Genomic DNA, 24,496 nt, shown 5'->3' with positions numbered 1-24,496 from the left:
GACCTTTGTGATGGTGGATTGGTCCGGCGGTAACGACACCGGGCCACGTCCGCGCCGGGATGCAATCTGGGCCTGCCTGGCTGACCGGGATGGCGCGCGTGAGCCGCACTATTTTCGCAATCGCAGCCTGGTCGAAGACTGGCTGGGCGAGCAGATCGAGACAGCCCTAAGCCGTGATCGGCGACTGTGCATCGGCTTTGATTTCCCTTTTGGCTATCCGGCGGGATTTGCCGCCGCACTGACCGGGCAGGGCGACCCTCTGGTCTTGTGGGACTGGTTCGCGGCGCGGGTCGAGGATGCGCCAAGGGCCAACAATCGCTTTGATCTGGCTGGATCAATCAATCGCCGCTTTGACGGGCAGGGCCCGTTCTGGGGCAACGGGCTGAAACGCGACATAGACGGGCTGCCACGCACCAAAGACGGCTATCAGAACCCCTTTGCCGAGCGGCGTGCGGTCGAAGCTCTGGCGCGGGGCACATTCACCTGCTGGCAAATGGCCGGGGCAGGCTCGGTTGGCGGGCAGGTGATGATGGGGCTGCCTGTGCTGTCCCGCCTGCGTCACCGCTTTGCGCCCCATGTGGCGGCCTGGCCGTTTGAGCCTTTGGACAGGCCTGTGGCTTTGGTGGAGATCTGGCCATCTTTGACGGTGGATCAGCCTCCGGCAGGAATGATCAAGGATGCCTGGCAGGTGCAGCAGGTGGCTCTGGAACTTGCCCGTCGCCCTGTGGCAGAACTGAACCGGATGCTTGATGTCACCGCCCCGGAAGAGGGCTGGATCCTGGGAGTGGAGCCGAGATGACCCTTAAACCGCCGCCCTTGCGGGATGATTGCTTTGCCCTGCCTGCGGGCGTGAACTGGACACCGGTGGATGAGGCGCTGGCCCTGTTGCGGCAGCGGCTGACGCCTGTCACCGGAACAGAGAGGCTGCCGCTGGATCGGGCGGTTGGCCGGGTTCTGGCGCAGGATGTCGTTGCGCGGCGTTCCAATCCGCCGCAACCAAACACTGCCGTTGATGGCTATGGCTTTGCAGGCCCCGCACCCGAGGGGGCTCAGGTCATGGACCTTATGGAAGGCCGCGCTGCGGCAGGTGTGCCTTTTGCTGGGGAGGTGGCGCCGGGAAAAGCGATTCGCATCCTGACCGGCGCAGCTTTGCCGGAGGGGGTCGATACGGTGATTCTTGAAGAGGATGTCACCACCGATGGACGCCAGATCGCCTTTCATGGCCCCTTGAAGCGGGGCGCCAACACCCGCCGCGCCGGAGAGGATGTGACACAGGGCGATGTGATCCTGCCCGAGGGGCGTGTTGTGACGCCTGCGGATCTGGCGCTTGCGGCGGCGACCGGCATTGCGGAGCTGCCCGTGCGAAAGGTGCTGCGTGTCGGGGTTCTCTCTACCGGGGACGAGCTACGCGAAGCGGGAGAAGCTGCGGGGATTGGCCAGATTTATGACGCCAACCGTCCGATGCTCTTGGCCCTTTTGCGTCAGATCGGAGTGGTGCCACTGGACCTGGGGCGCGTCGGCGATGACCGCGCCGCCCTGCGCGCGCGCCTGGATGCGGCGGCGGGGCAAGTGGATATGATGCTGACCAGTGGCGGTGCCTCTGCCGGGGATGAGGATCACGTCTCGGCCCTGTTGCGGGAGGCCGGCGCCATGCAGGAGTGGCGCATTGCGCTGAAACCGGGGCGCCCGCTGGCATTGGGGCTGTGGCAGGGCGTGCCGGTCTTTGGACTGCCGGGCAACCCGGTTGCCGCTCTTGTCTGCACATTGATCTTTGCCCGCCCCGCCATGGGGGTTCTGGCTGGCGCAGGCTGGAAGGAGCCGCAAGGATTTGAGGTGCCTGCAGCCTTTGAGAAAAGGAAAAAGCCGGGGCGGAGGGAGTACCTGCGCGCCCGCATCCGCGACGGGCATGCCGAGGTGTTCAAATCCGAGGGTTCGGGGCGGATCAGTGGCCTCAGCTGGGCTGAAGGGCTGGTAGAGCTTGGCGATGGTGCGGCTCATATCCAGCCGGGAAATCCGGTGCGATTTCTGCCCTATGGAAGTTTTGTCCTCTAGAATGTGATCTCGCCAGAGCTGTGTGCTCCCGCCCATTCAGCGCCATTGCAAGCAATGACCTTCACGGTTGGGCTGGGCGCCCTGCGATGCAGGGCGTGGACCGTCCTCGGATAGGGTGCAACCGCGCCGCGCGTCGCGCGGCGCCGGGCCCAACGGGAGAGAGGCAATCTATTGATTGCTGCGATCCGGGCGGGAGCAGCTCCGTTTCGCTTGAAGATCCGTGCGATCCTGAAAGCGACAGTCAGTCGAAGGTGCCAGCAACGCGGCCCACCAGCATGAAAGCACGGGCGGTGCGGGTGTCGCCCAAAGCCGAGATTTCGCTGTCGCTGGCCTCGGTTTCGAATTCGGCGAACATCTGATCAAAGCGGCGCAGGAAGTGATGCGCGGCATCGCGGAAAATGGGGTCCTGCTTCATCCGGGCTGCCGTCAGCGCCAGCGATGTTCTGTCCCGGATGCCGCCAAGGGCCGCCACGGCGCGCCCGCGCGCGCCTTGCGCGAATTGGCGCCAGATCTCTGGGCGGGCCATGTCGGGGCGCAGATCATCCATATAGATCCCGTCTTGGCTGAGCAGGGTCAGAACGTCCTGTGCCGCCTGGATGACCTGCGCGGCCTTGCGATCCTTGAGCGCGGCGCGCAGGGCGGAGAAGCCTTCCTCATCCTCGGCGGTTTCCGGGAAGTTCAGCGCGCGGATGAACTGGTCCATCGCCAGCGGCGGGCTCATCTCGTCCGAAGGTGTACCAAGCGCCAGCGTGCCCTGATCAGCCGCGGCCATCTGCGCGGCCTCAGCGGGGATCGCAGGGCGCGGGGCGTTGCGGCGGCTGCTTTGGAAGGTTGCAAGCGCGCTTTCGGTCTTGCGCGTGGCCTCGGCAATCTCCTCGAGTTTCTTGGCTACCGACGGCTCTGCCACGGCAGAGGCCTGCTGGACGTGGGTCAGGTAGCTGTGCCGCAGCCCATCGACCGCCGCCTGCAGGCGCTGCGTTTCGCCCTGGATGATCCGGACGGAGCGCAGCACCGCAGCGCCAACCCAGAGCAGGACCACCGGCAGGAACACCGCCAGCGCATTCAGCACCCAGGCGCTCCAATCGCCTGCGCTCTCACCCTCAGAAGGCACCAGCAGATAGGCGGCCAGGACAGCCAGCGCCCACAGTGCCCCCAGGAGGATCGCGATCGCTTCCGCGCCGCCAAGCGCCGGAGACGAGGAACGCTCAAGCGTGCCAAGCGGCTGGCCGGTCAGGGTCTTCTTGCTGGGATCCGAGGCGGTCATGGCAGCTGCGGTCTACCTTCTTCAGGAATATACGATCTTCAAAATCTCATAAGCGCGCTCACCACCGGGGGTGCGCACCTCCACACTGTCGCCTTCTTCCTTGCCGATCAAGGCCCGGGCAATGGGGGATTTGATATTCAAAAGGCCCGCTTCGATGTTGGCTTCATGCTCGCCGACGATCTGCCAGGTCTTTTCCTCGTCGGTGTCCTCGTCCACGACGGTGACACGGGCGCCGAACTTGACCGAGCCGGAAAGTTTGGAAGGATCGATCACGTCCGCAAGGCTCAGCAGGCCTTCCAGCTCTTTGATGCGGCCTTCGATGAAGGACTGTTTTTCGCGGGCGGAATGGTATTCGGCGTTCTCGGACAGATCGCCAAGTTCGCGCGCCTCGGCGATGGCCTGGATGATGGCCGGGCGTTCGACGGATTTAAGGTTTTTCAGTTCCGCTTCCAGGGCCTGAAAGCCCTTGGGGGTCATCGGGATCTTTTCCATTTATCGGTCCGCTTTCGTCTGGTCGTTCTTTGCTTATGGTTCTTGTCTTATGAACGTCGCAGCCCCGCCGCGGGGGCGGCGGGGCGTAGGCTCGTGTTGCCAATTACCTGACCCAATCATGGGACGAAATGCAAGAGGGACCAGTCGCAGCGGGCAGAGTTTTGCTGCAAGCTTCGCGGCTTGCGTCGATTTCTATTGCTGTGGGTCTTGCCGTGGTGGCAGCGGATCACGTACCGGCAGGTGCCGCTCGATGCGCCAATAGTCTGCTTGGTCTCGGTCGCTGCGAACCTGATGCCTGTCGTGGCGTCGGGCCAGACGGATCATGTCAATCGTATTGAACAAGCTCATATTCCACTCCTTCACTGTCCAGGAAATAGAACCTCCGGCCGGGTTCGTAATCAGCATGGTTGATCGGCGTGAAACCTGCCTCCTTCACGGCTTCCTCTGCGCGGTCGAGGTCCTCTACGATCAGCGCAAGATGATTGAGCGCGCCCTTGTTGGCGTAGCGAGGCAGAGGCTCCTTGATGTCCTCGGGCGGGGAGTAGAGCGCCATGTAGCTGTCCTTGTTGCCCACATGCACGGAATAGCCGCCGTGGATCGCGGGCCCTTCCCAGCGGATGTGCCATCCAAAGACCTTTTCCATCCAGGCGGCGGTTGCATGAGGGTCGGCGACGCAGACGTTCGCGTGTTCCAGAATGGCCGTCATTTCGAATCTCCTTTCATATCGTCTGTATTCTGTGTAATTTCTCAACCTAACTTTAGATCAAGCTATTTCTGCTCACAGGAGGAGACACCCAATGGCAAGCACGGCAGGGGTTTCGATTGGCTATCTGGCAGAGCGCACGGGGCTCGCCGTTTCCGCCATCCGCTATTACGAGGCGCAGGGGCTGGTGGAGCCCTGGCGCAATGCGGGCGGGCAGCGGCGGTTTCATCGCTCGGACCTGCGGCGGCTCAGTTTCGTGATGATTGCCCAGCAGTTCGGGTTTTCCCTGCCGGAAATCCGCGGTTTCCTCAAAAGCTTGCCGGGGGGGCGGACCCCCACACAAGAGGACTGGGCGGCGATCTCGACCGACTTCCGGGAGCATCTGGACCGGCGAATCGAGACGCTGATGAAGCTGCGCGACAATTTGGACGGCTGCATCGGCTGCGGCTGCCTGTCCCTGCCCAGATGCGCGCTATATAATCCGCAGGACAAGGCGGCAGAGAAGGGCAGCGGTCCGCGCTACCTGATGGGAGACAGCCCCGAGCCCGGGCTGGAGGCTCATAATGAGGGGGATAGTGGCTGAAATGGGCATGAATTGCACGCAAAACGCCCTTCTGCTTGCATGTAACGCAGAGTATCCATTGACCTTGCCTTTCTGCAGCCGCTAAGCAACCGCGAAAGAAAATTGCGCCCAGGACCATCTGTCCGGTGCGGACAGACACGAACGATAGCCAAGGAGCACATCATCTATGGCCGAGATTGAACGCGAAGCGATGGAATATGACGTTGTGATCGTCGGAGCCGGCCCTGCTGGCCTGTCGGCGGCGATCCGTTTGAAACAGCTGGACAGCGACCTGGATGTCGTGGTGCTGGAAAAGGGCTCCGAAGTGGGTGCCCATATCCTGTCGGGCGCGGTGCTGGACCCCTGCGGCCTGGATGCACTGATCCCGGACTGGAAGGAAAAGGGCGCACCGCTGAACGTGCCGGTCAAGGAAGACAACTTCTACATGATGGGTGAAGCCGGCGAAGTGCGGATCCCCAACTTCCCGATGCCGCCGCTGATGAACAACCACGGCAACTACATCGTCTCCATGGGCAATGTCTGCCGCTGGATGGCCGAGCAGGCCGAGGAGATGGGCGTCGAGATCTTCCCGGGCATGTCCTGCTCCGAGCTGATCTATGGCGACAACGGTGAAGTCAAAGGCGTGGTGGCCGGTGTCTTTGGCCTTGAGCCGGACGGCTCCTACGGTCCCAACACCGAGCCGGGCATGGAACTGCACGGCAAATATGTCTTCCTGTCCGAAGGCGTGCGCGGATCGCTCTCGAAGGAAGTGATCGCCAAATACGGTCTGTCCGATGGCAAGGAGCCGCAGAAATACGGCGTCGGCATGAAAGAGATCTGGGAGATCGACCCGGCCAAGCACAAGGAAGGCACCGTCACCCACACCATGGGCTGGCCGCTGAATTCCAACGCGGGCGGTGGATCCTTCATCTATCACCTGGAAAACAAACAGGTTTACGTGGGTTTCGTGGTGCACCTGAACTACAAGAACCCGCATCTTTATCCCTACATGGAATTCCAGCGCTTCAAGCATCACCCGATGGTTGCCGAGCTGCTGAAAGGCGGCAAGCGCGTCGCCTATGGCGCCCGTGCCATCACCGAGGGCGGCTGGCAGTCGATGCCGAAGCTGGTGGCGCCCGGTGTTGCGCTTCTGGGCTGCGCTGCGGGCATGGTCAACGTGCCGCGCATCAAGGGCAACCACAACGCGATGCTGTCGGGCAAGGCCGCAGCCGAAGCCGCCTATGAGGCGATCAAGGCCGACCGTTCGGGTGACGAACTTTCCGCCTATGAGGCTGACGTGCGCAATGGCGCGATCGGCAAGGATCTCAAGATGGTGCGCAACGTCAAACCCATGTGGTCGAAGTGGGGCCTTACGGCCTCCCTCGTCCTTGGCGGGCTGGACATGTGGACCAACAACATCCTGGGTCTGTCGTTGTTCGGCACCCTCGGCCATGGCAAGAACGACGCCGAGGCCACCGAGGAAGCCAGCAAGCACCAGCCGATCGAGTACCCGAAGCCCGATGGCACCCTGTCATTCGACCGGCTGACCAACGTCTCCTTTGCGATGACCAACCACGAGGAAAGCCAGCCCTGCCACCTGCGCCTTGGCAATGCGGATACGCCGATCTCGGTCAACCTGCCGAAATACGCGGAACCCGCGCAACGGTACTGCCCGGCAGGCGTCTACGAGGTGGTGGAAAAGGACGGCAAGCCCGAGTTCGTGGTGAACTTCCAGAACTGCGTGCACTGCAAGACCTGTGACATCAAGGATCCGAGCCAGAACATCACCTGGACCACGCCGCAGGGCGGTGACGGGCCGAACTATCCCAACATGTAAGGCTTGACGGTACAGCGGTCGTCTTTGGGCGGGTTTTCACCAATCCTGCCACAAATATCGTAAAAGTGGGGCGCCCCTCGGGGCGCCCCATTGCGTGTCGGGCGGCTGCGGACTACGTTTTTCACAACACTTCACTTGCAGTCATCCATCATCCTTGGGGGAGGTCCCTGTGCCGGTTCAAACTCTTCGCACCCTGTCATCCAAGGCGCTGGTCGCGCTTGCAGTCTCGCTGACGGTGCCCTTCGCGGCCCCGTCACCAGCGCAGGCCGATGGTCTGGCCGGGGCCTATCTGGCCGGACGCGCTGCCACCTATGACAGCGACTTCTCGGCCCAGGCAGAGTATTACACCCGCGCCCTGGTGCGCGATCCTGGCAATCCGGTGCTGATGGAGAATGTGGTCTTTGCCCAGTTGGCACAGGGGAAGATCAAGCACGCCATCCCGGTCGCGCAGCGCCTGTGGCAGATGGAGCTGCGCAGCCATGCGGCCAATATGGTCATGGTCGGGGATTTTGCCCAGCGGGGGGCCTTTGTCGATATTCTGTCCCGCGACCTTGCCATCCGGGATATTCATCCGCTGGTGGATGGCCTTCTGACCGCATGGGCCCATATGGGCGAAGGCGCAGTATCTGCCGCTATGCAAAGCTTTGAAACCCTCGCAGCGGATCAGAACCTGCGTCCTTACGCGCACTATCACCAGGCGCTCGCCCTGGCCTCGGTTGGCGACTACAAGGGGGCCGAAGAGATGTTCGCGGCAGATGGCGGAAAGCTGACACGCCTGTCGCGCCAATCGGTTCTGGCGCGGTTGCAGATCCTGTCGCAACTGGGAGAGAACGAAAAGGCACTCGAGGTTCTGAACGGTGCTTTCGGGACGGCCTACGATCCTGCCATCTCTGATATCCGTGCGCGTCTGGACGCGGGCGAGCCGCTTGGGTTCTCCATCGCGGCCACCCCGCTGGAAGGAATTGCCGAAGTCTTTTTCACGATGGGATCGGCGCTCAATGGTCAGCAGCCCGGTGACTATGTGCTTATGTACGCGCGGATGGCTGCGGCCCTCAATCCGGTCCATGTGGACGCGGTTCTGCTGAGCGCGGAACTGCTGGACGATCTGGGCCGGTTCCCGCTGTCGATCGAGACCTACAAGCAGGTGCCGCGAGAGCACCCCGATTATTACGCTGCCGAAATGGGGCGGGCCGAGGCGCTGCGCCGCTCGGCCAAGCCCGATGCCTCGGCCGAGGTCCTGAACCATCTGGCCGACGCCTACCCAGAGCTGCCGCAAGTGCATGTCAGTCTTGGTGACCTGTTGCGTCAGCAGGAAGACTATGAAGGTGCGATTGCCGCCTATGACAAGGCGCTTGAGTTCACGCCCGAGGACTCGGGCAGCCGCTGGTTCCTGTACTATGCGCGCGGGATCAGCCATGAACGGCTCGATATGTGGAACAAGGCAGAGGCCGACTTCCGCGCGTCCCTTGCGCTGGAGCCTGACCGTCCGCAGGTCTTGAACTACCTCGGGTACTCTCTTGTCGAAAAGCGCAAGAACCTCGATGAGGCGCTGGACATGATCGAACGCGCCGTCGCGGCCCGCCCCGATTCTGGCTATATCGTGGATTCTCTGGGCTGGGTGTTGTACCGGCTTGGGCGCTATGAAGAGGCCGTGGGCCATATGGAGCGTGCGGTCGAATTGATGCCGGTGGACCCGGTGGTCAACGATCACCTCGGCGATGTCTTCTGGGCGGTGGGCCGCAAGCGCGAGGCAGAATTCCAGTGGAAGCGGGCGCTCTCCTTCATTCGCGCAGGCGAGGGAGACGGTGAGGCCGATCCGGACCGCATCCGCCGAAAGCTGGAGGTCGGGCTGGACGTGGTTCTGGCCGAGGAAGGCGCGGAGCCTCTGAAGGTTGCCAATGGCGGTTGAGGCCTTTGCTCCGGCCAAGATCAACCTGACCCTGCATGTGACCGGCCGCCGCGCCGATGGCTATCACCTTTTGGATTGTTTGGTGGCCTTTTGCGATGTGGGGGATGTGATTCGGGTGCGCTCGGCGCCGGATCTATCCTTGCAGGTCACGGGGCCAAAAGCCGCGGGCGTGCCCACGGATGGCGCCAACCTTGTCCTGCAGGCGGCGCAGCTGATGAGACCCGAAGGGCAGGGGGCAGGGATCGTTCTCGAGAAGCACTTGCCTGCCGCAGCGGGGATCGGGGGCGGCTCGTCCGATGCGGCTGCGGCCCTGCGCGCGCTGTCAGAGCACTGGGGCACGGAGCTGCCGGCGTCATCGGATCTGCTCTCCCTTGGCGCTGACGTGCCGGTCTGCATGAAGCCCGACAGCTGGCGGATGGAAGGCATTGGTGAGACGTTGTCTCGTGTATCAGCCCTTCCGCAGTGTGAGATCCTGTTGGTGAATCCCGGGGTATCTGTGTCCACTCCGGCTGTGTTTCGCAGCCTGACTTCGCCAGCGAATGCACCGATGCCACGGGAATTGCCGCATTGGAAAACAGCCGCAGAGCTTGCGCACTGGCTGGGAGGGCAGCGCAACGACCTGCAGGCCCCGGCCATTGCGCTGCAGCCGGTGATTGGCTCGGTTCTTGAGGTTCTGGAGGCGACGGGCGCGCTGTTCTGGGCCATGTCCGGATCGGGTGCGACGTGTTTTGCGCTGTTTCCCCCGAAGAGTGGCGAGGCAAGACGCGCGAGCGAAGCGATCCGTGCGGCCCAACCGGAATGGTGGGCTGCTGCCGGACGGCTGCTCTAGCCTCAGGACGGGCGGCGTGCTCCCGCGCCTTTGTCGCAGCATCAAAGATGCGGCGCAAAGCCTTGGGCCCGGCAGCGCGCCTGCGGCACGCTGATGAAGGTTTCTGCTGAGAGGCTCCTGAAGAGCATCTGTGCTCATCAGGAGCCAGAGCAAGTGTGGCTTGTCAAAACCCGCCTCAAGGGCAAGCCGCGCGATGCGCGGAGGCTGCGCCTCCCTTGACCCGGTTTTTGACGAAAACGGGGCGGTTCTTCATATGCGACAGCATCGGTCCTTTGCCCGATGCCGGGCCCAAGACCGCCAGGGATGAGATGGCGCAGCCATCTGAGCCTGCGGGCGCGGGAGAGCTTCTATTGCGGCCAGAACGGTGCCTTCGAGGTCAGTGCAGGCGGGCCACGACGTAGTCGGCCAGATCATGCAGCATCTGGCGAATGGGGTGATCCGGCAGGGCTTCGAGCGCTGCCTTTGCCTTGTCGGACCAGGCAATGGCGTCACGCCGCGTGGCCTCAAGTGTGCCGTATTTCTCCATCAGCGCCATGGCGTGCTCAAGATCACCGTCTTCCTGGCGGCCCTTCTCGATGGTTCGCATCCAGAAGGCACGTTCTTCATCGCTGGCCTGCGCGACCGCCTTGATCACCGGCAGCGTCAGTTTGCGTTCGCGGAAATCATCCCCGACGTTCTTGCCCGTGGCCTTGCTGTCACCCTGATAGTCGAGCAGATCATCGGCAATCTGAAAGGCAATGCCTAGCGCATCACCATAGTCGAAAAGCGCCTTTACCCGATCCTCATCCACCCCCGCGATGACGCCGCCAACCTCGGTCGCCGCCGAGAACAGGGCTGCTGTCTTGCCACGCACCACCTGCAGATAGATGGCCTCGTCCGTCTTGAGGTCCGTTGCCGCAGTCATCTGAAGGACTTCGCCCTCGGCAATGGTGGCCGAGGCATTGGCCAGGATATCCAGTACGCGCAGCGAGCCGGTCTCGACCATCAGCTGGAAGCTGCGGGCAAAGAGATAGTCGCCAACCAGAACCGAGCTTTTGTTGTCCCACAAGAGGTTCGCCGTCGGGCGGCCCCGGCGCTGGCCGCTTTCGTCGACCACATCATCATGAAGCAGCGTCGCGGTATGGATGAACTCGACCGTTGCGGCCAGTTTAACGTGGTTGTCACCCTCGTATCCGCACAGGCGCGCGGCGGCCAGGGTCAGCATCGGGCGCAGGCGTTTGCCGCCTGCCTCGACCAGATGCGCGGTCACCTCGGGGATGCGGGGCGCATGTTCAGAGGTCATGCGCGTACGGATCAGGCCGTTCACCGCTGCCATTTCCTCGCTGAGGGTGGCTGCAAGCAACTCGTGCGGCTTTTGCATTATCACTTGGTCCATTGCATTCTTGGCTTTCACGCTCGACAAGGTAGGTCCCTTGCTCTTAGATCCATCCCCATGAAGGAACTTCTTCGCAGCACCGACCCAACCGTCCTTGCCTTCGCCTCCGCCCTTCTTGAGGGTGAGGATATAGACTGCTTTCATGTGGACGTAAATATGAGCGTCCTCACGGGTGGGACAGGGGCAATTCCGCAAAGATTGCTGGTCCACCCTGATGACTATGATCCGGCACTGAAGGTCATGCGGGACAATGAAATCCCCCTGGGGCGATGAGCGGGTTTTCGGAGAGTGACCTGACCTGCAACGACTTTCTGGGCGGGCGGGTGCGGCTTTTACAGCCCCTGAAGGGATACCGTGCGGGTGTGGATCCGGTTTTGCTTGCGGCCAGCGTCGGGGCAGAGCCCGGCGACAGTGTGCTTGAGCTGGGCTGCGGAGCGGGGCAGGCGCTTTTGTGCCTCGGTGCGCGCCTCGATGGCCTGTCTCTGACCGGTGTGGAGGTGCAGGGCGCCTATGCAGATCTGGCGCGTCGCAACGCCGCACTCAATGGGCAGGTGGTTGAGGTCCTTGAGGCGGATCTGGCAGCGCTGCCCCCTGCTTTGCGCCAACGCCAGTTCTCCAGAGTCATCGCAAATCCGCCATACTATCGTACCGGAGCGCACTGTCAGGCCCATGATGCCGGGCGCCGGGTGGCGCTGGGCGAGGAAACCCCTTTGCAGGCGTGGATCTCGGTTGCGGCCAAACGGCTGGCCCCGCGCGGCTCTCTGCACATGATCCAGCGCGCGGACCGTTTGCCGGACATGTTGATGGCTTGCGAGGGGCGGCTTGGCTCGATCGAAGTTCTGCCTTTGGCGCCGCGGCAGGGGCGGGCGGCGGAACTGGTGATCCTGCGCGCGTGCAAGGGAGGGAGGGCCGCGTTTCGGCTTCATGCGCCGCTGGTCCTGCATGAAGGGCTGCGCCACGAGCAGGATGGGGAGAGTTACACCTGCGAGATCTCTGCAGTGTTGCGGCAGGCTGCGCCCCTTCCTTGGCCGTCGTCTAGGTGATTTGGCTTCTCAACGGTAGTATTCGGCGGAGATCAAGCTTCCTGAAGCCGCGCTCATATGGGGGTGCGGCCTACGTCCTTCAAGTTTTGCATGATCTTTTGACGCTTCAATTGCGCCCTTTTTGCCGATGGGAGCGGTCGATTTTGGCGGTCTTTGGCTTATGCGACAATTTGATGACAAAACCGTGCGTCTGCAGCGTGACAGATTCGATTTCTTGTGCTCCACTTGAAATGTCCTGCACAGCGCAGGGCGTATCTTGCTCAAAAAGGAGGAACGGCATGAGCCTAAGCTCGCATCTGACTGAACTGAAGAAGAAGCACGAGCACCTCAGCATGGAAGTCGAACAGGCCCAACGCGCACCCGGCGCGGACGGTCTGCAAGTTGCGGCCATGAAAAAGCAGAAACTCAAGCTCAAGGAAGAGATTGCGCGACTTTCGGTCGCCGAAGTTGCGCATTGAGCCACCCGTCCCGGCAGTGGACCGGGGAACTTGACCTGGGGCGGCGCTTTTGAGCGCTGCCGCATACCTCGGAACGACCCAAGACCGGGCTGCCGAACCACGGCAGCCCTTTTGTATTCAAGGCATTTGGGTGTGCGCACTCAAGTCAGTCAGGAGTGGTCGGCTTTTGCGCTGCTGCGCGCGGCAAGCAGGGCTCCGGCGGTGATCAGCAGGGCCGCAATGGCCAGCGACCATGTCGGAGCAGAGACCCCAAAAAGCACAAGGATCAGGGTCGACAACAGGGGCGCCGCGTAGGAACTGGTGCCCAGAAGCTGGATGTCTCCCTTTTTCACGCCAATGTCCCAGACGTAGAACGCCAGCCCAACCGGACCAAGGCCAAGCCCGATGGCGGACAGCCAGCCGAGTGCGCCGTCTGGCCAAATGGTTTCTTCCAGTGCGAAATGCATGCCCCAGGACAAAACCGCCGTTGCAAGGCAGAAGATGGCGACAGAGGCCGTCGGCGCATTGCCCAACCGGCGGGACAGGACAGAGTAGCTGGACCAGGTGAGCGCGCAGAGAAAGGCCAGCCCGTAACCGGGCAAATACTGGGTGTCGATGCCGGTTGCTCCGCCGCCGAGGATCGTCGCGGCACCGGCAAAAGCCAAAAGCGCCCCGAAAAGGTGGCCGAGCCGCAGGCGCTCACCCGGAAGAAGTCCTGAGAACAGGACGATCAGCAGCGGCCAGAGATAGGCGATCAGCCCCGCCTCTGCAGCGGGGGCAAGCCGCAGTGCCGAGAAATAGAGCGCGTGATAGCCAAAAAGCCCCAGTGTGCCAAAAAGGTAGACGCGCAAAGGCACGTAGCGCAGCTCTCGCAACCCGCCGCTCAGCAAGGTCCAGGCAAGGCCGATGGAGCCGCCGATGGTGAAGCAGATCGCGTTCAGCAGGAGCGGCGGGGCAGGCGCCGTGCCGACGGTGAAAAGGGCCAGCAGCGCCCACAAGAGAACCGCCACAAATCCAATCGCGGTGGCCCGGCCTTGCGCGCGGGTGTCGGGGGAGGTGGCAGTCATTTCAGGGAGATCTCTTCCACGGGGATAATCTCGAAACCTTCCGACACATACGAGGTTTTTTCAATCTCTCCCATGAACCAATCGCGAAACGCCTTGATCTGGGGGCGATCTTCGGTGCCCTTCGCGCAGACAAAGCGAAACCGGCCCTGGATCCCGATGGCCGTCTTGAAGGGGGCCACCAGGCGGCCCGCATGGAGGTCGGTAACAATGACAGCCCTGCGTCCAAGGGCGACACCAACGCCGGCAAGGGCCGCGTCAACCGCGTGGTCCGCCTGCGAGAAATGGGCGCCGTGGGAAGGGGCGAAATCAATGCCCTGGCTGGCAAACCAGGCGGGCCAGTCACAGGGCGGCGTGATGAAGTGCAGGGATTCGTCGAACAAGAGCGGCGCCTCTGTCAGGCTTTCCGGCGTGGTGTATTTTTCCGCCAGCTCCGGCGTCATGACCGGCGTCAGCCATTCATTGCGCAGCGGCAGGGACCACAACCCTTCGTCGGGGCCGAGACCGAAGCGGATCGCCACGTCCACCTCATCGCGGTCAAAATCCATCATCCGGAGGGTGGCCGAGAAGCGAAGATCAATTTCAGGATGGGCGCGGGCGAACTCATACAGACGGGGCGCCAGCCATTTTGCCGTGAAAGCCGGACCGGCCGTCACGGTAAGGGTGCTGTTGTCCTGCAGGCGGCGGGTTGCACGCCAGGCATCACCCAGGATTTCAAAGCCTTCGGCGGCGCCCGGGGCCAGGGTGCGTCCGGCTTCGGTCAGTTCGACCGCGCGGTTGAGGCGGCGGAACAGCGGCTCGCCCAAATGCTCTTCGAGCGATTTGATCTGAAAGGACAGGGCGGCGGGCGTCACGTTCAATTCCTCTGCTGCCTTGGCAAAAGACATGTGGCGGGCAGCGGCATCAAAGGCACGCAGGGCGGTCAAGGGAGGTAGGCGATCTGGCATAGTCACATAAGTAATACTTAACTGAGTGAATGAAAAGTCTCGTTTGTAAGCTGTCTTCCGGTAGCTCATATTCAGATCAAGTTAACGATGCTGATCCGAAACGGAGGTTTGCAAGATGGAATATACAGCCAACGCAGATATCAAACTGGCCATGCAGCGCGCCCACGCGGAACGCGGTCAGGTTCTGAAGTCCTTCTGGGCGCGGCTGTTTCGCCGCAGCAAGCCCAGCTTGGTTCACGCTGGAGTTTCCCGCTGGGCATAGCGCGCATGTCCTTACGGGATTTGAAAAGGGCCGGTCCTGATGGACCGGCCCTTGTTCGTTTGGCGCGTCCGATCCGGGATCAGACGAAGAACTGTCCGCCATTGGCCGAAATGGTCGAGCCGTTGATAAAGCCTGCATCGTCAGAGGCGAGGAAGGTCACGCAGCGGGCGATTTCCTCGGGCTCACCCAGGCGGCCGGTCGGGATCTGGCCAATGATCGATTCCCGGACCTTTTCCGGCACCGCCATCACCATTTCGGTGGCAATGTAGCCGGGGCAGATGGCGTTGGCGGTGATGCCTGCACGGGCGCCTTCCTGCGCCAGGGACTTCACGATGCCCAGATCGCCGGCCTTGGTTGCGGCATAGTTCACTTGGGCGAACTGGCCTTTCTGACCGTTGATCGAGGAGATCACGATGATGCGGCCGAACTTGCGCTCGCGCATGCCGGGCCACACCGGGTGAATGGTGTTGAACACGCCGGTCAGGTTGGTGTCGATCACCTGGTGCCACTGCTCGGGGGTCATCTTGTGGAAGGGGGCATCGCGGGTGATGCCGGCATTGGCGACGACCACGTCGATCGGGCCAAGATCTGCCTCGACCTTTTCGATGCCGGCCTTGCTTTCATCGTAGTCGCCAACATTCCACTTGTAGGTCTGGATGCCGGTTTCTTCGGTGAACTTGGCCGCGGCTTCGTCATTGCCGGCATAGGTGGCCGCGACGTTATAGCCTTCGGCCTTCAGCGCCTTGGAAATTGCTGCGCCGATGCCGCGGGAGCCGCCGGTGACGAGTGCAGTACGTGCCATTGAGTTTTCCTCCAGTGATTCATTTGCTTGGTAATCTTGCTACATGCAGGGTCAATTATGCGCAACAATATTTCGCGGAGAATTTTGCTGCGGTGCCGCATAAATTGTCGCACCCCCTACAAACCTTTGAAGCATAAAAGAAAAGGGCGCCACAGTGGCGCCCCTTGTTATGTCAGGTTTTACGCTCAAATTACGGGCGCTCCACACACATGGCGACGCCCATACCGCCGCCGATGCAGAGGGTGGCCAGGCCCTTCTTGGCGCCGCGCCGCTTCATCTCGAACAGAAGCGTGTTCAGCACCCGGCAGCCCGAGGCGCCGATGGGGTGGCCGATGGCGATGGCGCCGCCGTTGACGTTGACGATCTCGGGATCCCAGCCCATTTCCTTGTTCACCGCGCAGGCCTGCGCGGCAAAGGCTTCGTTGGCTTCGACCAGATCCAGGTCCGATGCGCTCCAGCCGGCCTTTTCCAGCGCCTTGCGCGACGCGTAGATTGGGCCGACACCCATGATCGACGGATCAAGACCGGCGGTCGCGTAAGAGGCGATCCGCGCCAGCGGCTCGATGCCGCGCTTTTCGGCTTCATCGGCGCTCATCAGGAGGGTGGCGGCGGCGCCGTCGTTGAGACCCGAAGCGTTGGCCGCGGTGACCGAGCCGTCCTTGGTGAAGGCGGGGCGCAGTTTCTGCATCGCTTCGATGGTGGCGCCGTGGCGGATGTATTCGTCCTGGTCCACCACGATGTCGCCCTTGCGGGTCTTCACGGTGAAGGCAGCGATCTCGTCGGCGAATTTGCCGGCCTTCTGCGCCGCTTCGGCCTTGTTCTGGCTGCTGACGGCGAATTCGTCCTGCTGATCGCGGGAGATCTGCCATTTTTCGGCAACATTCTCGGCGGTCTGGCCCATGTGGTAGCCGTTGAAAGCATCCCACAGGCCGTCGCGGATCATTGTGTCGATATACTTCATGTCGCCCATCTTGTGACCCGCACGCAGGTGAGCCGCATGGGGGCTGAGGGTCATGTTTTCCTGACCGCCTGCACAGACGATCGAGGCGTCACCCAGCTGGATGTGCTGAGCGCCAAGGGCCACGGCGCGCAGACCCGAGCCACAGACCTGGTTGATCCCCCAGGCCGCGCTTTCGATCGGCAGGCCTGCGTTGATATGGGCCTGGCGGGCAGGGTTCTGACCCTGGGCCGCAGTCAGAACCTGACCAAGGATGGTTTCCGAAACTTCGCTCTTGTCGATCCCGGCGCGGGCGACGACGGCTTCCAGAACGGCAGCCCCCAGATCGTGGGCCGGGGTATTGGCGAACGCGCCGCCAAAGCTACCGACGGCGGTCCGCGCGGCGGATGCGATTACAACATTGGTCATTTATATGGGTCCTCTGCCAACAAATGTACGTGGGACAGTCTCACCAGCGCGGATGATGGTGAAATCAAAACACCGCGATGGCGACCTTCCCTCCCTTAGTCCCGGGCAGGCATAGCGTATTGCTGCACCTGCAGCAATCGACAGGGTGTCTCAGGGGTTGAGAAGAAGTCAACCGCCAGAGATGCAAAAAGCCACCGGATGTGGTGGCTTTGAGGTGTGGACCCATCTGAGTGCTGTTTTGTAGAGGGCGCGTCAGGCGCGGCTGCGTTCCTTCATCTCTTCCAGCCAGGGTGGGCTGACCGTGGGGGCACCGAACAGGAAGCCCTGCATGCAGTCCACCCCGATGGAGACGAGGAACTGCGCATCGGCTTCGGTTTCCACCGACTCGGCCACAACCAGCATATCGAACTGTTTGGCGATACCGACCAGCGCGCAGGTGACGGCCTGGTTATCGGCGTTTTCGCTGATGCCGCGGATGAACTGACCGTCGATCTTGACCGCGTCAAAAAAGAAGTTGCGGAAATGGCCGATGGCCGTCGTGCCCGCGCCAAAATTGTCGAGCGCAAAGGCAATGCCATGCCTTTGCATCCGCTGCATGAAGTCTATGACCAGCTCCGGTGTGGCCATGGCCGAGGCTTCGGAGATTTCCAGAATCAGACGTTCTCCGATCGTTGCATCCTTTTTCAGGAAGCGATTCAGCACATCCATCCAGCGGCCATATCCGATGGAGCGGGCCGACATGTTCACCGACAGGCGGATCTGGGGGGATTTGGCAAGCGCTTTGAGACCATGCTGCAAGGCAAGGCAATCAAGGGCGCGACCGATCTCGGTTTCTTCAACCACATGCATGAAGTTGCGCGCAGGAATGACCCGGCCCGTGGGATCAAGAACCCGGATGTAGCCTTCGTAGAATGCAGTTTGATGGGGCGGCATGGCCTGCATGACCGGCTGAAAGGCCAGCATGGTCTGGTCGTGTTTCACGGCCTCTGCAACCATGTCGAGGGTCGAGCGGTCACGCGACACAACGGCCGCATTCAGCGGGCTTTCTGCGCCTTCCGGCATGTCCGCCTTCTTCCAGCGTCTTTTGTTCACCGTGATTCCCCCGGCTTGCCCTGCGTGCCTGCAGGTAAACTATGCTTCGGATTGCACTTTCGGGCAAAAGGGTGAAGCGAGGTTTAAAGCTGCAATTTTACCGATTTTTCCGCAGCGTGATCCATATCGACCGGATCCCGCGTTTTGGGTCAGGATGCATCTGCCGACGCCTCAAACCCCGGCGTACCCCTGTCCTTGGGGTTGCGGGCCAGGTGTTTTGCCTTGATCTCTTCGCTGGTGTCGCGGCTGCCATCGTGGCTGTAGCCGGGCGGGGCAACGGCATAGAGGAGACGCTGCTTCAAGGTGAGGCCCGGCTGGGTCATGTCGCGAAAGATGCCGACCCATTCGTGGAACGCAACGCGCAGCGGGTTGAAGCTGCCAATGTTGTGAACAAGGCCATAATCCACGCGGTCATTCTCCTGTTCGGGCACGAAGGTGCCGAACATCCTGTCCCAGATGATGAAAACGCCCGCATAGTTGCAATCCAGATAGCGAGGGTTGCGCCCGTGGTGCGCGCGGTGGTGGCTGGGGGTGTTCATCACCGCCTCGAACCAGCGGGGCATCTTGCCGATGGCCTCGGTATGGATCCAGAACTGGTAGACAAGGTTGATGCCACCCACGAACAGCACCAGCGCCGGGTGAAAGCCCATCAGCACCAGCGGCGCGCGGACCACCATCATGAAGGTGAAGGTGCCGGTCCAGGTCTGCCGCAGCGCGGTGGTCAGGTTGTAATGCTGGCTGGAGTGGTGGTTCACGTGGGAAGCCCAGACCCAGCGCACCCGGTGGCCGAAGCGATGCACCCAATAGTAGCGCAGATCGTCCAGCACGAAGCAGGCGACGATGGCCCAGATCGATGTGCCCATGTCCAGCGGGGTGACCCGCCACAGAAGCATGAAGAATCCCCAGGCGATGAACCCCAGGATCAGCCCCGAGGCGACGCTGCCCGCGCCCATGATCAGCGAGGTGAGCGCATCGCGGGTCTCGTACCGCCCGCCGCGCCCCTTGATGGCGATCCACAGGAATTCGGCCAGGATCGCAGCGATGAAGAAGGGCACCGCATATTGGGTCACGTCGGGATAGGTGATCGTATCACTCATGGCAGGGCTCCGTCAGGGGATGTCATCAGCTGTTGCCAGCGCGTGCGCTCGCCGGGCGCGAGGGCGAGGGAAACGCCGGGCGTGCCGAAATCGTGAAACTCAAGGCGCAGGCCGTGTTCGGTTTCCATCACGTCGAAATCGATGAGGTGGCGGGCGACTGTATCGGCGCCAAAGGACCAAAGAACACCTGTTGCCTCACTCGTCTGCACGAGTGCCGCGTGGTGATCTTCCGAGACCATCACCTGACGCACTTCGTCATCGGGGAAATGGCGATGCCAGGCCGCGCGTGCATCCTCGGCTGACAGAACGGTTTGAGCCGAGCGGCCGGTCATATGCAAGATCAGCGCAACGAGGCTGACCCCGCCGACAACCATGATCAGCAGCAGTTCCAGTGGCATGTCGTCCTCCCTGTGGGCAGAATGAAGCTGTCAGCAGGGGGCTGTCAAAGGTTGCGTGGGGGAAGGCGCACGCAAGATATGCAGAAACCCGAAGGTCAATCAGTATGAGATGGACTGATCTGGTGCACGATCCGGCACTTCCATTTGGCGGACCTCATGATTTGCGCCGGTGTCAGTGGAATGCCCGGCTTGTTGAACAGCTTGGCGGTTGCTATTCCGCACTCGCCGATAGCACGTTGTTCTGCTTCCTCTGCTGTCTTGTAGTTTGCTGCGTAGCCGGCACTGCCAAGTCCGTTGATGGCAAAAGCGGAATACCCACCAGCTGCCGCTCGTGTTCTATAGGTTGCGTTGAAGTAATCGAGGTTTCGAGCCGACAGAGTGACATCACGTCGTGATGGGGAGTAGTCTTTGGGGGCCAGCGTTGCATAGATCTTGCAACCGGAATTACCGGCACTCCGGCAGCTCATCAGCGCGAGGTCTCGGGCAGCCTTGAGGCTATTGATGCCTTGGTTGTAGGCATAGCCTTGACCATCTCTGGAAACGACAAAAGCGCCATAGAAGTTACTTTCTGCAAGCGTTCTGAGGGCGGTTTCAGCGTCAGGACTCAGCTTGGCTCTGCTGTGGAGGGTCAGGACAGCGGGGCCGTCGACAAGGCGCAGTTCCCCGGCGATTGCTGCTGGGCTGATCGTGGCCACAGCCGCCAGGGCCAAAAGTGTTTTCTTGAAAATGGGTCTTCCTCCGGATGACGGCAAGGGGAATACGTTGCCCCCTGCCGGGAATTCAACCGGAGGCTACTCTCCTTCGATCATCGCGGCAACAATTGCCTTGGCGCTGTCGCTGTTCCATACTGCGTCCCCAAGGAGGCGCGCAACCTCTTGCCCGTCGCGGTTGATCAGCACGGTGATGGGCAGGCCGATCACCGCCATGGTGCGGGCCAGCGCCTGTTTGGGGTCGGTGTGGCGGGGCAGGTTGGTGATGCCGTTTTCTTCAAAGAACTTCACGATGCCCGCTGGCGTGTTGCGTCCGGTGGCGATGGTCAGCACCTCGAAATCTTCACCGCCGAATTCCTCCTGCAGCTCGGCGATCTGTGGCATTTCCTTGCGGCAGGGCGCGCACCAGGTGGCCCAGAAGTTCAAGAGGACGATCTTTCCTTTGTAGTCGGCGAGTGTCGCGGTGCCGCTGTCATCCTCAAGGAAGAATTCGGCGTCCGACACGGGCCGTGGTTCGCTATGCACGACCAGTCGTTTCAGGCTGTCCGCACGCAGGCCTTCCAGCGTTGCGACATCTGCGGCCAAGGCGGCATTTGCACCCAAGCTCAGGGCCATATAAAGGGTGAGGTGACGAAACAGACGCATGTTATCTCCGGGGTTCAGCCATGACAGATCAATCCTCAAACCAGATGTGGGGCGGCCGCTTTGCCGCTGGCCCTGACGCGATCATGGAGGCAATTAATGCCTCGATCGGGTTTGACAAGCGTATGGCGGCCCAGGACATCGCGGGCTCAAGGGCCCATGCGGCGATGCTGGCCGCAACAGGCGTTATTACGGATAACGACGCCGAGGCCATTCGGGAAGGTCTGCTCACGGTCTTGTCAGAGATCGAAAGCGGCAGCTTCCAGTTCTCCACCGCGCTGGAAGACATCCACATGAACGTGGAGGCCCGCCTGAAAGAGATCATCGGAGAGCCTGCCGGCCGTCTGCACACGGGCCGGTCGCGCAACGATCAGGTGGCGACCGATTTCAAACTCTGGGTGCGCGATCAGTTCGATGCCGCCGAAAGCGGCCTTCTGGCGCTGATCCGCGCACTTCTGGCGCAGGCCGAGGCGGGCGCCGACTGGGTGATGCCCGGTTTCACCCACCTTCAGACCGCACAGCCCGTCACCTGGGGCCATCATATGATGGCCTATGTGGAGATGTTCGGCCGCGATTTGTCCCGCGTGCGCGACGCCCGCGCGCGGATGAACGAAAGCCCCCTTGGCGCGGCGGCGCTGGCGGGCACATCCTTCCCCATCGACCGCGAGATGACGGCACAGGCGCTGGGCTTTGACCGTCCGGCGGCAAACTCGCTCGATGCGGTTTCGGACCGTGATTTCGCGCTCGAATTCCTCAGTGTCGCCTCGATCTGTGCGGTGCACCTGTCCCGCTTTGCCGAAGAGCTGGTGATCTGGTCCTCGGCGCAGTTCCGGTTCGTGACACTGTCGGATCGTTTCTCGACCGGCTCGTCCATCATGCCGCAGAAGAAGAACCCCGATGCGGCTGAGCTGATCCGCGCCAAGGTGGGCCGCATCTATGGCGCCAACACCGCGCTGATGATGGTGATGAAGGGCCTGCCGCTGGCCTATTCCAAGGACATGCAGGAAGACAAGGAGCAGGTCTTTGACGCCGCTGATAACTGGATGCTGGCCTTGGCCGCGATGGAGGGCATGGTGAAGGACATGACCGCCAACCGCGACTCGCTGGCCGCCGCTGCGGGGTCCGGTTTTTCCACCGCCACCGATCTTGCCGACTGGCTGGTGCGGGTGCTGAAGGTGCCCTTCCGCGATGCGCACCATGTGACAGGCACCCTCGTTGCCATGGCCGAAGGGCGCGGCTGTGATCTGCCGGACCTCAGCCTTGAGGACATGCAGGGGGTTCATGCCGGGATCACCGAGGATATCTTCACGGTGCTTGGGGTCGAGAACTCGGTCAATTCGCGCATGTCCTATGGTGGCACCGCGCCTGCACAGGTGCGTGCACAGGTCGCCCGCTGGAAAGAGCTGTTGGCAGGATAGAGCGGCCACCGGCGGGTTTCTGCCAGAGCCATTTGGATGGGGCGCTTGTGATTGCCGTGCGCCCCGCCCATAATCGAGCCACCTCCCGACAGTCAGAGGAACAAACCTGATGCGCCTGCTTCTTCTCAGTCTTCTTGCGGTCACTACGCTTGCGGCCTGTGGCGTCGATGGTGAGCCTGTGCGTCCGGCGCTGAACGCAGGGGTTTCGGTTTCGAGTAGCGGCGTTCACGCGGGTGGAAGCGTGGGCGTTCAAAAGGGCCCGTTCAATCTGCTGCTGGGGTTCTAGTGCAGCGGTCAGGTGCCATCTGATCCCAACGCGCCCCCTGATCGATCCCGGCGGGTCGCTATCCCACCGTCACCGCAAAAAGGTAGTCTTTCATGGCCTCAATGAAAACAAAGCAGATTGTCCTGGTGCTGTCGGTCTGCGTGGTTTCGGCCTGTGAGCCTCAGGGATACGTCCCGAAACCCGATCCGACACGCACCACCACGACGTCCACAGGGGTGACGGTTTCCGGCACCGCGCGGGCCGGGGTGTCTATCGGGGGCTGACGGTCGCAAGGCCGGTTGGGCTTGTCCCGGAACACAACGCCTTGAAGTGATTGCTCAGCAGCCGGTCTCCGTGGCAGGGTCCGATGGCATCCTGCTGGCACGAGGTCAGGAAGAATTCGAACGGTCCCCAGATGTGACGCGGGGCAAGGCGTTTCAAAACCCCAAGAGCGGCCTGCCCCATCCAATTGGGGAGATGCGTGATCCGCGGGGAGCGGTTGAGGGCCATGAATGCAAGGTCCGCAATCTGATCCAGGCTCAGGATTTGAGGGCCGCCAATCTCCACGTCCTCTGCTCCGGCCTCGATGCTGTCCAGCGTGACCTTTGCCAGATCGCAGCCATCAATGGGATTGATGCGCGCCGACCCATCTCCGATCAGCCAGACCCGGCCGCGTTTGGCCATTGCAAGGACCTCTTCCATATCGGCAAAGAACCCGTTGGGACGGATCACACAGGTCCTGAGCGGGGCCGTCTGCAGCGTTGCTACAAATCGTGCCTTGGCGGCAACGAGGTCCGAAGCCGGGGCGCCGCGCGTCAGAACGTGCACATAAGCAAACTGGTCAACTCCTGCGTTGACCGCTTCCCGCAGCAGGTTGAGGTTGGCCTGATAGTCCACATCCATATAGCTCAGTCGGTCCGGTTGCCGTGTCAGCCCCAGGGCCGAGATGACCAGATCCACACCCTCCATGATTCCAGTCAGGGACTTCGGATCAGTGGCTTCCGCCTGCACCTGCTGCACGCCATCGGGAAACCCCGAGGGGTCCGATCCGCCCCGGACCAGTGCCTTGACGTCATAGCCGCGTGCCGCGAGCTGGGAGACGATCCGGCGACCAAGATAGCCGGTCGCGCCGGCCACAAATGCCGTCTTGATATCCTGTGCCATTCAGTTAAATCCATTTTTGACCAATTGATCAATTTTGATTGAGGCTATTTAGGAAGCGAGTTGCTGACCCGCAAGTCATTTGCATGCCCTGGTCGCGCAACCCCGCCATGCAAATGGCGCAATTTGGAGCGAAGGGATCGGACATGCCCAAGATCGTCGACAAACCGAAGATGCGTGTTCAGATCCTGGACGCGGCCATGGGGTGTTTCACGCAGACGGGCTATCACGCGACCAGGATGGTGGATGTCGCACGGGCTGCCGGTGTGGCAAAGGGGACTTTGTATCTGTATTTCACCGGTAAGGACGAGGTGATCCTGGCTCTGGTGCAGTCTTACCTCGATCGGATCCGGGCCGAAATCGAGGGCCTGCCTGCGCCGCAAGGCCTTGAGGACTGTCTGTCCCTGTTGCGCAGGATCGTCAGCGTTGAGCAGCGCGCGATGACTTCCCTGATCTTCGAGGTCCTCGGCCCCGGTTTTAACGATCCGCGCGGCGTGCAGGTCGTAGGCGGCTTTTTCGACTGGCTTGCGGGACACTGGGCGCAGCATTTTGAGGATCTGGCGGCCTCTGGGCAGATCCGCAGCGACAGTGAGCCCAAGGCCTTGGCGCGGGCCGTCATTGCCATGCTCGATGGCCTGTTCCTGCACCTGACGTTTTTTCCCCCCGAAGACCCCCTCGCCGTGGCGCGACGCGAGGCGGCGCTGAGGCTGATTGCATCCGGGCTCAAGGGATAGGCCTGTGGCGTTCTTTCGATGACAATTCCATTGAT

At 61.9% G+C, this 24,496-nt stretch carries 28 protein-coding genes; 14 read left to right on the top strand and 14 right to left on the bottom strand.

The window, feature by feature from the left end; translation table 11 throughout:
- Positions 1–10 precede the first annotated feature (10 nt).
- Positions 11–799, top strand: a complete 789-nt coding sequence (locus AADA15_RS14125; RefSeq protein ID WP_341642195.1) for a molybdopterin guanine dinucleotide synthesis — start codon at positions 11–13, stop codon at positions 797–799.
- Positions 796–2,052: a molybdopterin-binding protein gene (locus AADA15_RS14120; RefSeq protein ID WP_341642194.1), complete on the top strand. Its 1,257-nt coding sequence runs from the start codon at positions 796–798 to the stop codon at positions 2,050–2,052. The genes AADA15_RS14125 and AADA15_RS14120 overlap by 4 nt, the downstream gene beginning before the upstream one ends.
- A gap of 241 nt (positions 2,053–2,293) precedes the next feature.
- On the opposite strand, the gene AADA15_RS14115 is transcribed toward AADA15_RS14120, so the two are convergent.
- From AADA15_RS14115 to AADA15_RS14105, 3 genes are all read right to left on the bottom strand, one after another.
- Positions 2,294–3,316 (bottom strand): hypothetical protein, encoded by a 1,023-nt coding sequence (locus AADA15_RS14115; RefSeq protein WP_341642193.1) that lies wholly within the window; start codon positions 3,314–3,316, stop codon positions 2,294–2,296.
- Positions 3,317–3,337: 21 nt separating this feature from the next.
- Positions 3,338–3,808, bottom strand: coding sequence for a transcription elongation factor GreA (greA, locus tag AADA15_RS14110; RefSeq protein WP_192965527.1), 471 nt, complete (start codon positions 3,806–3,808; stop codon positions 3,338–3,340).
- A 325-nt stretch (positions 3,809–4,133) separates the two neighbouring features.
- Positions 4,134–4,514, bottom strand: coding sequence for a VOC family protein (locus AADA15_RS14105; RefSeq protein ID WP_341642192.1), 381 nt, complete (start codon positions 4,512–4,514; stop codon positions 4,134–4,136).
- Between the two features lie 91 nt (positions 4,515–4,605).
- Between AADA15_RS14105 and soxR the strand changes: the two genes are divergently transcribed.
- The 4 genes from soxR (at position 4,606) to AADA15_RS14085 (ending at position 9,648) form a co-directional block, all read left to right on the top strand.
- The gene (gene soxR / locus AADA15_RS14100) at positions 4,606–5,094 is read left to right on the top strand and encodes a redox-sensitive transcriptional activator SoxR (protein WP_341642191.1); all 489 of its coding nucleotides are present in this window, start codon (positions 4,606–4,608) and stop codon (positions 5,092–5,094) included.
- 166 nt (positions 5,095–5,260) lie between these two features.
- The gene (locus tag AADA15_RS14095; RefSeq protein WP_341642190.1) at positions 5,261–6,910 is read left to right on the top strand and encodes an electron transfer flavoprotein-ubiquinone oxidoreductase; all 1,650 of its coding nucleotides are present in this window, start codon (positions 5,261–5,263) and stop codon (positions 6,908–6,910) included.
- Positions 6,911–7,079: 169 nt separating this feature from the next.
- Positions 7,080–8,819 (top strand): tetratricopeptide repeat protein, encoded by a 1,740-nt coding sequence (locus tag AADA15_RS14090; RefSeq protein WP_341642189.1) that lies wholly within the window; start codon positions 7,080–7,082, stop codon positions 8,817–8,819.
- A complete protein-coding gene (locus AADA15_RS14085; protein WP_341642188.1) occupies positions 8,809–9,648 on the top strand; it encodes a 4-(cytidine 5'-diphospho)-2-C-methyl-D-erythritol kinase in 840 nt (279 codons plus the stop codon). Before AADA15_RS14090 ends, AADA15_RS14085 begins: the two co-directional genes overlap by 11 nt.
- A 376-nt stretch (positions 9,649–10,024) precedes the next feature.
- Here the strand turns inward: AADA15_RS14085 and AADA15_RS14080 are convergent, their stop codons facing one another.
- Positions 10,025–11,023, bottom strand: coding sequence for a polyprenyl synthetase family protein (locus AADA15_RS14080; protein ID WP_341642187.1), 999 nt, complete (start codon positions 11,021–11,023; stop codon positions 10,025–10,027).
- Between the two features lie 57 nt (positions 11,024–11,080).
- On the opposite strand from AADA15_RS14080, the gene AADA15_RS14075 reads away from it, so the two are divergent.
- The 3 genes from AADA15_RS14075 to AADA15_RS14065 all read left to right on the top strand — a co-directional run bounded on the left by AADA15_RS14075 (position 11,081) and on the right by AADA15_RS14065 (position 12,524).
- Positions 11,081–11,296, top strand: a complete 216-nt coding sequence (locus tag AADA15_RS14075; RefSeq protein ID WP_341642186.1) for a putative signal transducing protein — start codon at positions 11,081–11,083, stop codon at positions 11,294–11,296.
- Positions 11,293–12,066: a tRNA1(Val) (adenine(37)-N6)-methyltransferase gene (locus AADA15_RS14070; protein WP_341642185.1), complete on the top strand. Its 774-nt coding sequence runs from the start codon at positions 11,293–11,295 to the stop codon at positions 12,064–12,066. Before AADA15_RS14075 ends, AADA15_RS14070 begins: the two co-directional genes overlap by 4 nt.
- A 278-nt stretch (positions 12,067–12,344) precedes the next feature.
- Positions 12,345–12,524, top strand: coding sequence for a YdcH family protein (locus AADA15_RS14065; RefSeq protein ID WP_341642184.1), 180 nt, complete (start codon positions 12,345–12,347; stop codon positions 12,522–12,524).
- Positions 12,525–12,673: 149 nt separating this feature from the next.
- On the opposite strand, the gene yddG is transcribed toward AADA15_RS14065, so the two are convergent.
- Together yddG and AADA15_RS14055 are read right to left on the bottom strand one after the other, a co-directional pair.
- On the bottom strand, positions 12,674–13,570 hold the full coding sequence (yddG, locus tag AADA15_RS14060; protein WP_341642183.1) for an aromatic amino acid exporter YddG: 897 nt from the start codon (positions 13,568–13,570) through the stop codon (positions 12,674–12,676).
- The gene (locus AADA15_RS14055; RefSeq protein ID WP_192965538.1) at positions 13,567–14,514 is read right to left on the bottom strand and encodes a transcriptional regulator GcvA; all 948 of its coding nucleotides are present in this window, start codon (positions 14,512–14,514) and stop codon (positions 13,567–13,569) included. The genes yddG and AADA15_RS14055 overlap by 4 nt, the downstream gene beginning before the upstream one ends.
- Before the next feature lie 115 nt (positions 14,515–14,629).
- Between AADA15_RS14055 and AADA15_RS14050 the strand changes: the two genes are divergently transcribed.
- Positions 14,630–14,776 carry a hypothetical protein gene (locus AADA15_RS14050; protein ID WP_192965539.1) on the top strand — a complete coding sequence of 49 codons (147 nt, stop codon included), beginning with the start codon at positions 14,630–14,632 and terminating at the stop codon, positions 14,774–14,776.
- Between the two features lie 79 nt (positions 14,777–14,855).
- Here the strand turns inward: AADA15_RS14050 and phbB are convergent, their stop codons facing one another.
- The 7 genes from phbB to AADA15_RS14015 all read right to left on the bottom strand — a co-directional run bounded on the left by phbB (position 14,856) and on the right by AADA15_RS14015 (position 20,886).
- On the bottom strand, positions 14,856–15,578 hold the full coding sequence (gene phbB, locus AADA15_RS14045) for an acetoacetyl-CoA reductase (RefSeq protein WP_341642182.1): 723 nt from the start codon (positions 15,576–15,578) through the stop codon (positions 14,856–14,858).
- 190 nt (positions 15,579–15,768) lie between these two features.
- Complete coding sequence (locus tag AADA15_RS14040; RefSeq protein ID WP_341642181.1) at positions 15,769–16,944, bottom strand: acetyl-CoA C-acetyltransferase; 1,176 nt, start codon at positions 16,942–16,944, stop codon at positions 15,769–15,771.
- 252 nt (positions 16,945–17,196) lie between these two features.
- Positions 17,197–18,006 carry an EAL domain-containing protein gene (locus AADA15_RS14035; RefSeq protein WP_437343202.1) on the bottom strand — a complete coding sequence of 270 codons (810 nt, stop codon included), beginning with the start codon at positions 18,004–18,006 and terminating at the stop codon, positions 17,197–17,199.
- Between the two features lie 179 nt (positions 18,007–18,185).
- A complete protein-coding gene (locus AADA15_RS14030) occupies positions 18,186–19,133 on the bottom strand; it encodes a sterol desaturase family protein (protein WP_341642179.1) in 948 nt (315 codons plus the stop codon).
- A complete protein-coding gene (locus AADA15_RS14025; protein WP_341642178.1) occupies positions 19,130–19,531 on the bottom strand; it encodes a hypothetical protein in 402 nt (133 codons plus the stop codon). Before AADA15_RS14025 ends, AADA15_RS14030 begins: the two co-directional genes overlap by 4 nt.
- A 95-nt stretch (positions 19,532–19,626) precedes the next feature.
- Complete coding sequence (locus AADA15_RS14020; protein WP_341642177.1) at positions 19,627–20,241, bottom strand: hypothetical protein; 615 nt, start codon at positions 20,239–20,241, stop codon at positions 19,627–19,629.
- Between the two features lie 81 nt (positions 20,242–20,322).
- The gene (locus AADA15_RS14015) at positions 20,323–20,886 is read right to left on the bottom strand and encodes a TlpA disulfide reductase family protein (protein ID WP_341642176.1); all 564 of its coding nucleotides are present in this window, start codon (positions 20,884–20,886) and stop codon (positions 20,323–20,325) included.
- 20 nt (positions 20,887–20,906) lie between these two features.
- Here AADA15_RS14015 and argH point away from each other — a divergent pair, with 20 nt between their 5' ends.
- From argH to AADA15_RS14000, 3 genes are all read left to right on the top strand, one after another.
- The gene (gene argH / locus AADA15_RS14010) at positions 20,907–22,301 is read left to right on the top strand and encodes an argininosuccinate lyase (RefSeq protein WP_341642175.1); all 1,395 of its coding nucleotides are present in this window, start codon (positions 20,907–20,909) and stop codon (positions 22,299–22,301) included.
- Positions 22,302–22,410: 109 nt separating this feature from the next.
- Positions 22,411–22,587, top strand: a complete 177-nt coding sequence (locus tag AADA15_RS14005) for a hypothetical protein (protein WP_341642174.1) — start codon at positions 22,411–22,413, stop codon at positions 22,585–22,587.
- A gap of 92 nt (positions 22,588–22,679) precedes the next feature.
- Complete coding sequence (locus AADA15_RS14000) at positions 22,680–22,850, top strand: hypothetical protein (RefSeq protein ID WP_341642173.1); 171 nt, start codon at positions 22,680–22,682, stop codon at positions 22,848–22,850.
- On the opposite strand, the gene AADA15_RS13995 is transcribed toward AADA15_RS14000, so the two are convergent.
- The gene (locus AADA15_RS13995; RefSeq protein WP_341642172.1) at positions 22,837–23,730 is read right to left on the bottom strand and encodes an SDR family oxidoreductase; all 894 of its coding nucleotides are present in this window, start codon (positions 23,728–23,730) and stop codon (positions 22,837–22,839) included. The genes AADA15_RS14000 and AADA15_RS13995 overlap by 14 nt on opposite strands.
- A gap of 143 nt (positions 23,731–23,873) precedes the next feature.
- On the opposite strand from AADA15_RS13995, the gene AADA15_RS13990 reads away from it, so the two are divergent.
- Entirely contained in the window at positions 23,874–24,461 is a 588-nt protein-coding gene (locus AADA15_RS13990; protein WP_341642171.1) for a TetR/AcrR family transcriptional regulator, read from the top strand.
- Positions 24,462–24,496 lie beyond the last annotated feature (35 nt).

This window comes from Phycobacter sedimenti (assembly GCF_038148855.1).
GTDB classification, from domain to species: Bacteria; Pseudomonadota; Alphaproteobacteria; order Rhodobacterales; family Rhodobacteraceae; genus Phycobacter; species Phycobacter sedimenti.
Note: the sequence above shows the minus strand (reverse complement) of the source record. Positions and strands in the feature narration are given on the sequence as shown.